We start from the raw sequence: 11,958 nt of genomic DNA, 5'->3' as shown, positions 1-11,958 counted from the left end.
CCGTCTGGATCAGCGGCCCTTCTTGGGTTGCAGCATCGTACCCGTGCACTTCTTGCTGCCGCAACGGCAGGCCCAGATCTTTTTCAGGCGGGCGGTGTGCGGCTCGGCCAGGGTGATGCCGTAGTTGTAGGTCAGCTCCTCGCCGGGCTTGATCGCGCGGATCGCCTCGATGAACACCTTGTCCTTCTTGCGATTCTTGCCGTCGTGTTCCTCGATGACGGCTTCGCAGTTCGGATCGCAGCTGTGGTTGATCCAGCGCGCCTTGTTGCCCTTGTGGTTCGCGTCGATGACGTACTCGTCGTTGAGCGTGAACAGGAAGGTATGGCCCGAATCGACGTCACCGGTGTCGTCCTCGTCCACTTCATCGTGCGTGCGGCGCTTGCCCTTGTACTCCACCACCCGCTCACCTTTCTCAATGGAGGCGATGGCGAACACGCCGTTACCGTGGATGTCGGATTGGCGGGCTTCGATCTTGCGGGGCATGCGGTATCCAGTGGGGACGATGGGTGCGAAAGGGGGATTCTCGCCCATGCCCGCGGGATTCCCAAGTCGGGGGCGGTGTTCGCAGGCTGAATCGCGCCGTGGATCAATGTGGCCGGTCCTGCAGGGACGGCGCGTTGGAAGCCGCATTCCCCCAGCAGAGCCTTCGCCATGCGCACCCTCCGCTTCCTGCCCCTGCCCGTGTTGCTGATGGCGATGGTCGCCTGCCAGCCCGAGGCGCCACGTGCAATGGCTTCATTGCCGGCGCAGGCGCCATCCGAGGCCGATCTGCTCGCCCGCGGCGAATACCTGGTGCGCATCGCCGGCTGCAACGACTGCCACACGCCGGGCTATGCCCAGGCGGGTGGCGAGGTCGCCAAGGACACCTGGCTGGTGGGGTCGCCGATGGGGTTCAACGGTCCATGGGGCACCACCTACGCCACCAACCTGCGACTGCGGATGCAGGAGCTCAGCGAGGCGCAGTGGATGGAATACAGCGCCAATCTCCGCACGCGACCGATGATGCCCGACTTCGCCGTCCGCGCCATGACGGAGGACGACCGTCGCGCGATCTACCGGTTCGTGCACGCACTGGGCGGCGCCGGCCAGCCCGCTCCGGAAGCCCTGCCGCCAGGCAAGGCGCCGCCGCTGCCGTACTTCGGTACGGTGCTGCCGGAAGCGCCGGTCGCGAAGTAAGCGGTCGGCCCCGCCTCAGCCCCACGGGAACAGGCGACCGTTGAACATCCAGACCAGGCCCATCGCCAGGCCGAACACGGTCCAGAACAGCTGGCCCATGCCGCGGAACAGCTTCACCGCCAGGTAGACGCCGCCGATGGCCAGCAGCACGCGCCACAGGAAGCGCTGGTCGAAGCCGCCCGCGGACGGAGCGGAGTCGGAAGGAGCGTGGGTCGTGTTCATGGCGGGCATCCTGGTGTCGGGGCTGTCCGGGAGTGGACAGGGCCCATGTTCCCCATCCGGCGTACCCGCCATCAGTCGCAGCCGTCAGCCATCGCGGGTGACATTCGTCAGCCGGCCCCCTGACTGAATGGGGAAAATTCAGGGGTTTGAGCCCGGCGCGCTTAAAGCGTACAATTTCGGTACGTTTTCTGGACCTCCCCCTCCCGATGCTCCGTGTCACCAAGCTCACCGACTACGCCACCGTGGTCCTGACCGTGCTCGCCGCGCGTCCGGGCGAGGTGTTAAGCGCGTCCGACCTGGCCGAACACTCCGGCCTGGAGACGCCCACCGTCAGCAAGGTGCTCAAGCCGCTGGCCCAGGCCGGGCTGGTCGAAGGCCTGCGTGGGGCGCACGGCGGCTACCGCCTGAGCCGCGATGCCTCCGACATCAACCTGGTCGAGATCGTCGAGGCGATGGAAGGTCCGCTGGCGATGACCGAGTGCAGCCAGAGCGAGAGCCAGTGCGGCATCGCCCACCAGTGCGGCGCCCGCGCCAACTGGCGGCTGATCAACGACGTGGTGGCCGATGCGCTGCGCGGCTTCACCCTCGCCCAGATGATCGCCCCTCCCCCCTCCTCTTCCGACGACGTGCGCAGGCGACCCATCGCCGTGCAGGTCGCGACCCGTTGAACCGTAGGCAGCCCGATGGCCACCGAGAACGCTGAAATCCTGGAACAGCTGGGACGTCGCTACGACGCCGGCTTCATCACCGACATCGAATCCGACTCGCTGCCGCCCGGCCTCGACGAGGACGTGGTGCGCGCCCTGTCCGCCAAGAAGGACGAGCCGGAGTGGATGACCGAATGGCGCCTGGCGGCCTACCGCCACTGGCTGACCATGCCGGTGCCGCACTGGGCCAAGCTGAAGATCGCGCCGATCGACTTCCAGGCCGTCAGCTACTACTCCGCGCCGAAGGCCAAGTACGCCTCGCTGGATGAGGTGCCGCAGGAACTGCTGGACACCTACGACAAGCTGGGCGTGCCGCTGCACGAGCGCGCCAAGCTCGCCGGCGTGGCGGTGGATGCCGTGTTCGATTCCGTGTCCGTCGGCACCACGTTCCGCAAGGAACTGGCCGAGAAGGGCGTGATCTTCTGCTCGATGAGCGAGGCCATCAAGGAGTATCCGGAACTGGTGAAACAGTATCTGGGCAGCGTGGTACCGGTCGGCGACAACTACTTCGCCGCGCTGAACTCGGCGGTGTTCTCCGACGGCAGCTTCGTGTTCATCCCCAAGGGCGTGCGTTGCCCGATGGAGCTGAGCACCTACTTCCGCATCAACGCCGGCCACACCGGCCAGTTCGAACGCACGCTGATCATCTGCGAGGACAAGGCCTACGTCTCGTACCTGGAAGGCTGCACCGCGCCGATGCGCGACGAAAACCAGCTGCACGCGGCGGTCGTCGAGCTGGTCGCGCTGGAAGACGCCGAGATCAAGTACAGCACGGTGCAGAACTGGTACCCGGGCGATGAAGAGGGCCGTGGCGGCATCTACAACTTCGTCACCAAGCGCGCCGAATGCCGCGGTGCGCGCAGCAAGGTGACGTGGACGCAGGTGGAAACCGGCTCGGCGATCACCTGGAAGTATCCGTCCTGCGTGCTGCTGGGTGACGACTCGGTGGGCGAATTCCACTCGGTCGCACTGACCCACCACCGCCAGCAGGCCGATACCGGCACCAAGATGATCCACATCGGCAAGCGCACCAAGAGCAAGATCGTCAGCAAGGGCATCAGCGCCGGCCGCGGCCAGAACACCTACCGCGGTCTGGTGAAGGTGGACCGCAACGCCGACGGCGCGCGCAACCACACCCAGTGCGACAGCCTGCTGATCGGCAAGAAGTGCGGCGCCCACACCTTCCCCTACATCGAGGTGAAGAACCCCACGGCGACGCTGGAACACGAGGCCACCACCTCGAAGATCAGCGACGACCAGATGTTCTATTGCCGCGCGCGTGGCATCAGCCAGGAAGATGCGGTCTCGATGATCGTCGACGGCTTCTGCAAGCAGGTCTTCCGCGAGCTTCCGATGGAGTTCGCGGTCGAGGCGAAGAAGCTGCTGGAAGTGTCGCTGGAAGGCAGTGTGGGATGAGGGGGCTCATCCTCCTCCCGCTCCTGATTGCCGGCGTACTCGCGCCCTGGGCCGCAAGTTCGGCTGAGATCGCGTGTTCGAAAGGTGATCTGGAAGGTCTTCAGGCATTTCGCATCCCACCGGACACTTATCTTCGCGACAAGAGCGCCGAGGTCACGCTGACGATTGATGTCGGCAACGATGGCGCTTACGAGAGAGTCAATGTCTCGGCCTCATCTCGACTCCGTGAGATTGATCGCGCTGCAATCGAGTCGATAAAGAAGACCAGGTTGACCGGCTCCTGTTTGCGAGCGTCCTCCGGACCGTTGCACGTGCACTACAACGTCAGCCTTACCCCGAATGGCGTGGACCCAGATGGCATTACCCGCCTCTGGCGCACCACATCCGAATAAAAATAGGTAAAAGCATCATGTTGAAGATCGACAACCTCCACGCCAGCGTCGCCGGCAAGGACATCCTCAAGGGCCTCACGCTGGAAGTGAAGCCGGGCGAAGTGCACGCCATCATGGGCCCGAACGGCGCCGGCAAGTCCACGCTGGGCAACATCCTGGCCGGGCGCGATGGTTATGAGGTCACTGCCGGCAGCATCGAATTTGACGGCAAGCCGCTGTTAGAGCTGGAACCGGAAGAGCGCGCCGCCGCCGGCATGTTCCTGGCGTTCCAGTACCCGGTCGAGATCCCGGGCGTGAACAACACCTACTTCCTGCGCGCGGCGCTCAATGCGCAGCGCAAGGCGCGCGGCGAGGCGGAGCTAGACTCGATGCAGTTCCTCAAGCTGGTGCGCGACAAGCTGGCCGTGCTGCACCTGAAGGACGAGCTGCTGCATCGCGGCGTCAACGAAGGCTTCAGCGGCGGCGAGAAGAAGCGCAACGAGATCTTCCAGCTGGCCGTGCTGGAACCGAAGCTGGCGATCCTCGACGAGACCGACAGCGGCCTGGACATCGACGCGCTGAAGAACGTCGCCGACGGTGTCAACGCGCTGCGTTCGCCGGACCGTGCCTTCCTGGTCATCACCCACTACCAGCGCCTGCTCGACTACATCAAGCCGGACGTGGTGCACGTGTTGGCCGGCGGCCGCATCGTCGAGACCGGCGGTCCCGAGCTGGCGCTGGAACTGGAACAGCATGGCTATGCGTGGATCAAGGATCGCGTGGCGCCGGAGCAGGCAGCCTGATGAGCGCGTTGCTGGATTCCCTGTCGGCAGGCTTCAGCGGCGACGCCGCACGCCGTGCCGTGCTGGACGAGGCGCTGCGCGACGGCCTGCCCGGCCCGCGTACCGAAGCCTGGAAGTACACCTCGCTGCGCCAGTTGGAGCGTCGCAGCTTCCAGCCGGTCGACGTGCTGCCGGCGCTGGACCCGATGCTGCTGGCCGACATCCCGGCGCCGCGCGCGGTGTTCGTCAATGGCCGCTACTCGGTGGCGCTGTCGCTGACCACCGACCTGCCGGACGGCGTCAGCCTGCAACTGCTGTCCGAGGCGCTGGCCGAAGGCGGCGATGCCGCGCGTTTCCTGCAGCGCAGGTTCGAGCGCAGCGATGAAATCTTCGCGCGCCTCAACGCCGCGCTGGCGACCGAAGGCGTGCTGCTGCGCGCCGAGCCCGACACCCGCAGCGAGCAACCGCTGCACCTGGTCTTCATCGGCACCGGCGACGGCACCGACCGCGCATGGCATCTGCGCAACCTGATCGAGCTGCGCGCAGGCGCTGCATTGACCGTGGTCGAGCACCACATCGCCGTCTATGCCCACGCGCACTTCATCAATGCGCTGAGCCACGTGCACCTGGCCAAGGACGCACGCCTGACGCACGCCCGCATCGAGTCCGACAGCGAGCGCGCCACCACCCTGCTGCGCACCGACGCCGTCATCGCCCGCGATGCCGAATACCGTCGCGTGGACCTGGAACTGGGCGGCGCCCTGTCGCGGCACGAACTGAATGTCCGCCTGGAAGGCGACAACGCGCGGCTGACCGCCAATGGCGTGCTGCTGGCGCACGGTCGTCGTCATGTCGACACGCGGCTTGGCATCGATCACATCGGTCGCGATACCGCCTGCGAGCTGACCTGGCGCGGACTGGGCGCGGACCGGGGCCGCGCCGTCTTCCACGGCGGCATCCTGATCCGCGAAGGCGCGGACGGCACCGACGCGGCACTGTCGAACAAGAACCTGCTGCTGTCGGCCAATGCCGAGATCGACACCCAGCCCGTGCTCGAGATCCACGCGGATGAAGTAAAGGCCGCGCACGGCGCCACCGTTGGCCAGCTCGACGCAACGGCGATGTTCTACCTGCGTTCGCGCGGCCTGCCGCAGGCGGAAGCACAGCAGCTGCTGACCGCCGCGTTCTGCCGCGAGCCGTTGTCGGCGATCGAAGCGCCGCAGCTGCGCGACCTGCTGGTCTCCCGCGTCGATGCCGCACTGGCGTCACTGGGCGCGGCATGAATCACGAGGCCGCCCAAGCACCTGCCGGAAACGCCATCGATTGGGCGCGCGTCCGCGCCGATTTCCCGCTGCTGACGCGCCAGGTCAACGGCAAACCGCTGGTGTATCTGGACAGCGCCAATACCGGGCAGAAGCCGGCGTCGGTCATCCAGACGGTCGACGACTTCTATCGCCAGCACAACGCCAACGTCAGCCGTGCCGTGCACACGCTGGGCACCGAGGCGACCGAGGCCTACGAAGGCGCGCGCAGGACGCTGGCCCGCTTCCTCAACGTGCGGCCCGACGAACTGGTGCTGTGCAGCGGCACGACATTCGCGATCAACCTGGTGGCGTACTCGTGGGCGCTGCCGCGCCTGAAGGCCGGCGACACGATCCTCGTCTCGCGGATGGAGCACCACGCCAACATCGTGCCGTGGCAGCTCGTCGCGCAGCGCACGGGTGCCGCGGTCAAGGTCGCCGAGATCCGCCCGGACGGCACGTTCGACCTGGACGCGCTGTACGCCGCGATGACCGGGGACGTGAAGCTGCTCGCCGTCACCCACACCTCCAACGTGCTCGGCACGGTGAACCCGGTGCGCGAGATCTGCCGCGAAGCCCGCAAGCGCGGCATCGTCACCGTGGTGGACGGCTCGCAGGCCGTGCCGCACCGCGCGGTCGACGTTGCGGCGATCGGCTGCGATTTCTATGCGCTGACCGGCCACAAGATGTGCGGCCCCACGGGCACCGGTGCGCTCTGGGCGCGCAAGGAGCACCTGCAGGCGATGCCGCCGTTCATCGGTGGCGGCGAGATGATCAAGGAGGTCAGCTTCGACGGCACCGTGTTCAACGACGCGCCGCACAAGTTCGAAGCCGGCACGCCGAACATCGCCGGCTTCATCGGTCTGGGCGCAGCGGTGGAGTACCTGGATGCGCTGGGCATGGCGAATGTCGATGCCCGCGAAGCCGCGTTGCTGGCGCATGCCACCGAGGAACTGGACCGGATCGAGGGTGTACGCATCTTCGGTCGGGCGCCCGAAAAGGCGGCGGTGATTTCGTTCCTGGTGGAAGGCGCGCACGCGCACGACCTGGCCACCCTGCTGGACCTGGAAGGCGTCGCCGTCCGCTCCGGCCAGCACTGCGCTCACCCACTGCTGCAGTTCTACGGCGTGGCCGCGACGCTGCGGGCCTCGTTCGCGTTCTACAACACGCACGAGGAAGTCGAACACTTCATCGCCGCGCTGAAGAAGGCACGCAGCCTGCTGGCCTGACGCTGCGGCAGAACGGTCTGCCGCCCTACAATGGGCGGCATGGATACCCTGACCTTCCGACCCGCCACCCACACCGACGTTCCGGCCCTCGTGGCCCTGGTCACCTCCGCCTATCGCGGCGATGTCAGCAAGCAGGGCTGGACTACCGAAGCCGACATGCTGGACGGTCAGCGCATCGATCCCGACGTGCTCCTCCGGGACATCGAACGGCCCCATAGCCGGATCATCGTCGCCGAGCGGGACGGCCTGTTGCTCGCGTGCGCGCATGTGGCGGAGGAGGACGGCGCGGGTTACTTCGGCATGTTCTCGGTCCGCCCCACTCTGCAGGGCGGCGGCGTGGGCAAGGCGCTGCTGGCGGAAGCCGAGCGTGTTGCGGGCGAAGAGTGGGAACTGCCTGCCATGCGGATGACCGTGATCGATATCCGTGACGAGCTGATCGCGTTCTACGAGCGCCGCGGCTATGTGCGCACCGGCATCAAGAAGCCGTTCCCCTACGGCGATGAGCGCTACGGCATCCCCAAACGCGACGACCTGCGCTTCGAGGTGCTGGAGAAACCGCTGACGGGAGCGCGCGCATGAGCGAGAACTGGACCTTCGTCTGCGCCACGGGCGAGCTGCTGCCCGGGGAAATGAAGACCGTCTTCGACGAGGTTACCGGTACGCCCATCGTCGTCGTCAACCACGACGGCGAGGTGTATGCGCTGGAAGACAAATGCAGCCACGAAGACTTTGAGCTTTCCTCCGGCAGCTACGACCCGGCGGAAGCCAGCATCGAGTGCGTGCTGCATGGGGCTCGCTTCGATGTCCGTGACGGCCGGGCCCTGTGTGCGCCGGCCTATTCCCCGGTGGTGAAGTTCCCGACAAAGCTGGAACACGGCGGGGTCTGGACCCGCGACGACCGGGATTGAGTATCTGGTTGCTGGTTGCCAGCGACTTGTAAAAATTCTGTTGTAATCGCGAATAATTCTCATTATTCTGGCGCGCCCCGCCTGCGACCGGTCGTCGCAGCCTTGCGCCCGGACCCACTTGTCCCATCCGCCCGCCGCTGCCGCCCGGATCGTCACCCGCCTGCTGCTGGGCTGGGTGCTGCTGGTCATGGCCGGCATGGCGATGGCCGCGGACAAGGCGCCCTCCGCGGCGCGGCACGCGACACTGACTGCCGTGCCGCTGCTGGTGCTCGCCGAGTCCGGCCATGCCGACCGCGATGATGCGTCCTGCCTGAAGGCCCCGCCGGTCCTGCAGGCCCTCGAATCCGACATCGCGAAGAGCGAGTCAGAACCCGACCTCTCCTTCGACAGCGCTCGTGCGCAGCGGTCCCGCCTGACGCCCTGCCGTCCCAGGAACCTGCGCGACGCGTCCTGCGTCCTGCGTCGCCACACGCCCCTGGGACGCGGCCCCCCAGCGCTGTCCTGACGCTCTACGCGCGCCGCCGGCGTGCGCTTCCGCTCCCGCGTTTCTCCTGATCCGTCTTGCGCTTGCCGAGGTCGCTGTCCGATCGCGGCCGCGTCCGCGATGTCTCCCTTCCCCCGCCAGCCTTCGCCACCGGGTGCTTCCATCACCTTGAGGATGCTCATGAACCTTCGTCACTCCCCCCTTGCCGCCGCCCTGCTGCTGGCGATCACCACCCCGGCCCTGGCCGCCCCCACCGGCGACACCCCGGCCGATGCCTCCGGCCAGGCCAAACAGCTCGACACGGTAGAGGTCCATGGCGAGCGCGTCCGCAAGGCCAGCTCACCGAAGTACACCGAAGAACTGGTCGATACGCCGCAGACCATCACCGTGGTCACCAGCGAAGTAATGGCGCAGCAGAATCTGCTGGGCCTGCGCGATGTGCTGAGCACCCTGCCGGGCATCACCTTCGGCGCGGGCGAAGGCGGCGGCGGCTACGGCGACAGCATCAATTTGCGTGGCTTCACCGCCAGCAGCGACATCACGACCGATGGTGTGCGCGACAGCGCGCAGTACGTACGCAGCGACACGTTCAACCTGGAGTCCATCGAACTGGTCAATGGCGCCAACTCGGCGATGTCCGGTGCGGGGTCCGTCGGTGGCAACATCAACCTGGTCAGCAAGGTGGCCCGCGAGGGCGACTTCAATACCGTCACCGTGGGCGCCGGTAGCGACAAGTACGGCCGCGTGACGGCGGACAGCAACTTCGACCTTGAGAACGGCATTGCGGTCCGTCTGAACGCCATGGGCCATACCCAGGATGTCCCGGGACGCGACGAAGAGTTCAAACACCGTTGGGGCTTCGCTCCGTCGATCGCGATTGGTCTGGGTTCCGACACCCGCTTCACCCTGAGCTACCTGCATCAGGAGGACAACAACATGCCGCAGTACGGCGTGCCGTTCGCGCTCAGCCCGTTCAACGGAGGCCCGCTGCCCGGCGTGGATCGCGAAACGTACTTCGGCTACCGCAACACGTCACGCCAGGAAAGCACGGTGGACATGCTGACCGGCGTCCTCGAAATGGACTTCAACGAGTCGGTGAAGGTGCGCAGCGTGGGTCGCCTCCAACGGGTCGATCAGTACACCAACGCGACGGCGCTTCAAGGCAGTTGGTGCCTGCCCAACAACACGAACCCCTACACGGGGCAGGCCTGCGTCGGCCAGCCAGCAGGCACGTGGAACCCGAACGGTGGCCCGCGCGGTCTGGTTCGCGATACCGAGAATTTCATCGCTCACAGCCAGACCGACCTGACCGCCAGCTTCAGGACGGGTTCGGTCCAACACGATGCGGTCATCGGTGTTTCCTTCAGCAAGGAGGACTTCGAGCTGAATTCCGGAACGACGTTCCGCAATCCGGACGGCTCCACAACGGGCATTACGTACCCGATCCAGAACTTCGACAATCCCTACAACATCTGGACTGGCCCACAGAATTACTTCCGCACAGGCCGGACGGAGGGCAGCCTCAACAACCAGGCGCTGTATGTCTTCGACACCCTGAAGTTCGGCGAACAATGGCTGCTCAACCTCGGTGCTCGCTACGAGCACAATGAAGGCGATTCGGTGAACTACACCGTCAACGCAGCGGGCGCAGTCACCGGCATCGCGGCAGGCTACCCTGCACGGAACGAAGACGACCTGTTCTCCTACCGAGCGGGCGTGGTCTACAAGCCGGTGGATAACGCGAGCGTGTATTTGTCGTACGCCAACAGCAAGACGCCGTCGAAGGCCTCCGTCAATGGCTCCTGCTCGCCCGCCATTCCGAATGCCAATCCCAACCTGCCGCCGTCTGCGAACAACTGCAATGTGGGGCCGGAGACCGCCGTCAACATCGAACTCGGAACGAAGTGGGATGTGATCGACCAGCGTCTTGCGCTTACCGCAGCCTTGTTCCGAAACGAGCGACAGAACTACAAGGTGGCCAGCGCCGACCCATTGCAGCCGGAACAGGTGCTGGATGGCAAGGCCCGCGTCGATGGCATCGCGCTGGGTATCGCAGGCAACATCACCCGCGAATGGTCTGTCTTCGCCAACTATACGTTCCTCGACAGCGAGGTCCTGCAGAGCGTTGCCGATGAAGCCAGTTCGGATCCGCTGAAGGGCCGCGAGCTCACCCAGACGCCCCGTCATTCGGCAAGTCTTTGGAGCACGTATGCACTCGGCGACTGGACATTCGGTTACGGCGCCACCTACCAGGGCGAGTTCTACCCCAACAACTCTTCTCCGATCGCCTACCTCAAGACTGATGCCTATTGGGTCCACCGCGCGATGATCGGCTATCAGGTGAGTCCGCGTGTCGGCCTGCAACTGAACATCAACAACGTGTTCGACGAGGAGTACTACACCGGTATCCGCAACAACCTCACGGTTACCAACGGTATCGTGACCGCAGGTAACGGCTGGGCAAATCCGGGCGAGGGCCGCTCGGCTGTGCTGACCGCGACGTTCAAGTTCTGATACGCGCGATGCCGTAGTTCCTTCCCGCCCCGCCCATGCACAATGGGCGGGGCGTTTTCTTGAGGTGAACCGACATGCTGCTGGCGATTCCCGATGTCCTGACTCCCTCCCAGGTCGCGCAGGCACGGGCCAAGCTCGATGCGTCGGATTGGGCCGACGGCCGTATCACGGCCGGCTACCAGTCGGCGAAGGCCAAGGACAATGCGCAGTTGCCGGAGGACGCACCGGCGGCGCGCGAGATCGGCGCGCTGATCCTCGATGCTCTGTCCCGCAACAGCACCTTCTTCTCGGCTGCGTTGCCGAGGCGCATCTATCCGCCCCTGTTCAACCGGTACGGTGGAGGCCAGTCGTTCGGTTACCACGTCGACAATGCCATCCGCTACGACCGCAGCCGCGGCGGCGTCGATCCGGTCCGCACGGATCTTTCGGCCACGCTGTTCCTCAGCGCCCCCGACGAGTACGACGGCGGTGAACTGATCATCGAGGACACGTTCGGCACCCAGAGCGTGAAGCTGCCGGCCGGCCACATGGTGCTCTACCCCGGCACCAGCCTGCACAGGGTTACACCGGTCACGCGCGGGGCACGCGTTGCTTCGTTCTTCTGGCTGCAGAGCATGGTGCGGGATGACGGCCACCGCCGACTGATGTTCGAGCTGGATGTCTCGATCCGCCGACTGACCCAGGATGTGCCGGAGCATCCCACCTTGGTCCAGCTCACCGGCGTGTACCACAACCTCCTGAGGCAATGGACCGAGGTCTAGACTTTGGGCGAATGGGATTCATCCTTGTTTGCATTTGATAAGTATTCTCAATTACTATAGTCCCGTTCAGCTTGCCGCCAAGGCAGG

14 protein-coding genes are annotated in these 11,958 nt (G+C 65.5%); 12 read left to right on the top strand and 2 right to left on the bottom strand.

The annotated features are described in order from the left end of the window. Positions 1-9: 9 nt before the first annotated feature. Positions 10-483: an SET domain-containing protein gene (locus ACSQ1W_RS02620; protein ID WP_192270096.1), complete on the bottom strand. Its 474-nt coding sequence runs from the start codon at positions 481-483 to the stop codon at positions 10-12. 168 nt (positions 484-651) lie between these two features. Here ACSQ1W_RS02620 and ACSQ1W_RS02615 point away from each other — a divergent pair, with 168 nt between their 5' ends. Next, a complete protein-coding gene (locus ACSQ1W_RS02615; protein ID WP_436041547.1) occupies positions 652-1,176 on the top strand; it encodes a cytochrome C in 525 nt (174 codons plus the stop codon). A 15-nt stretch (positions 1,177-1,191) separates the two neighbouring features. Here ACSQ1W_RS02615 and ACSQ1W_RS02610 read toward each other — a convergent pair whose 3' ends face one another. Next, on the bottom strand, positions 1,192-1,398 hold the full coding sequence (locus ACSQ1W_RS02610; RefSeq protein WP_436041546.1) for a hypothetical protein: 207 nt from the start codon (positions 1,396-1,398) through the stop codon (positions 1,192-1,194). A gap of 206 nt (positions 1,399-1,604) precedes the next feature. On the opposite strand from ACSQ1W_RS02610, the gene ACSQ1W_RS02605 reads away from it, so the two are divergent. The 11 genes from ACSQ1W_RS02605 (at position 1,605) to ACSQ1W_RS02555 (ending at position 11,871) form a co-directional block, all read left to right on the top strand. Beyond that, the gene (locus ACSQ1W_RS02605) at positions 1,605-2,066 is read left to right on the top strand and encodes an SUF system Fe-S cluster assembly regulator (protein ID WP_436041545.1); all 462 of its coding nucleotides are present in this window, start codon (positions 1,605-1,607) and stop codon (positions 2,064-2,066) included. A 15-nt stretch (positions 2,067-2,081) separates the two neighbouring features. Continuing rightward, the gene (gene sufB, locus ACSQ1W_RS02600; protein ID WP_436041544.1) at positions 2,082-3,521 is read left to right on the top strand and encodes a Fe-S cluster assembly protein SufB; all 1,440 of its coding nucleotides are present in this window, start codon (positions 2,082-2,084) and stop codon (positions 3,519-3,521) included. Then, positions 3,518-3,913, top strand: coding sequence for an energy transducer TonB family protein (locus tag ACSQ1W_RS02595; protein WP_436041543.1), 396 nt, complete (start codon positions 3,518-3,520; stop codon positions 3,911-3,913). Before sufB ends, ACSQ1W_RS02595 begins: the two co-directional genes overlap by 4 nt. 17 nt (positions 3,914-3,930) lie before the next feature. Further along, positions 3,931-4,695, top strand: coding sequence for a Fe-S cluster assembly ATPase SufC (gene sufC, locus ACSQ1W_RS02590; RefSeq protein WP_436041542.1), 765 nt, complete (start codon positions 3,931-3,933; stop codon positions 4,693-4,695). Beyond that, on the top strand, positions 4,695-5,957 hold the full coding sequence (gene sufD / locus ACSQ1W_RS02585) for a Fe-S cluster assembly protein SufD (protein ID WP_436041541.1): 1,263 nt from the start codon (positions 4,695-4,697) through the stop codon (positions 5,955-5,957). The genes sufC and sufD overlap by 1 nt, the downstream gene beginning before the upstream one ends. Continuing rightward, positions 5,954-7,204 (top strand): cysteine desulfurase, encoded by a 1,251-nt coding sequence (locus tag ACSQ1W_RS02580; protein WP_436041540.1) that lies wholly within the window; start codon positions 5,954-5,956, stop codon positions 7,202-7,204. Before sufD ends, ACSQ1W_RS02580 begins: the two co-directional genes overlap by 4 nt. Positions 7,205-7,243: 39 nt before the next feature. Beyond that, positions 7,244-7,783 carry a GNAT family N-acetyltransferase gene (locus ACSQ1W_RS02575; protein ID WP_436041539.1) on the top strand — a complete coding sequence of 180 codons (540 nt, stop codon included), beginning with the start codon at positions 7,244-7,246 and terminating at the stop codon, positions 7,781-7,783. Continuing rightward, a complete protein-coding gene (locus tag ACSQ1W_RS02570) occupies positions 7,780-8,112 on the top strand; it encodes a non-heme iron oxygenase ferredoxin subunit (protein WP_436041538.1) in 333 nt (110 codons plus the stop codon). Before ACSQ1W_RS02575 ends, ACSQ1W_RS02570 begins: the two co-directional genes overlap by 4 nt. A 118-nt stretch (positions 8,113-8,230) precedes the next feature. Then, entirely contained in the window at positions 8,231-8,617 is a 387-nt protein-coding gene (locus ACSQ1W_RS02565; protein ID WP_436041537.1) for a hypothetical protein, read from the top strand. Between the two features lie 159 nt (positions 8,618-8,776). Continuing rightward, complete coding sequence (locus ACSQ1W_RS02560) at positions 8,777-11,110, top strand: TonB-dependent receptor (protein WP_436046078.1); 2,334 nt, start codon at positions 8,777-8,779, stop codon at positions 11,108-11,110. 74 nt (positions 11,111-11,184) lie between these two features. Next, positions 11,185-11,871 (top strand): Fe2+-dependent dioxygenase, encoded by a 687-nt coding sequence (locus ACSQ1W_RS02555; RefSeq protein WP_436041536.1) that lies wholly within the window; start codon positions 11,185-11,187, stop codon positions 11,869-11,871. Positions 11,872-11,958 lie beyond the last annotated feature (87 nt).

It is taken from the genome of Pseudoxanthomonas sp. LjRoot143, from assembly GCF_964252945.1.
Classification (GTDB): Bacteria; Pseudomonadota; Gammaproteobacteria; order Xanthomonadales; family Xanthomonadaceae; genus Pseudoxanthomonas_A.
The sequence above is the reverse complement of the archived record's forward strand: the minus strand, read 5'-3'. Positions and strand labels throughout refer to the sequence as shown.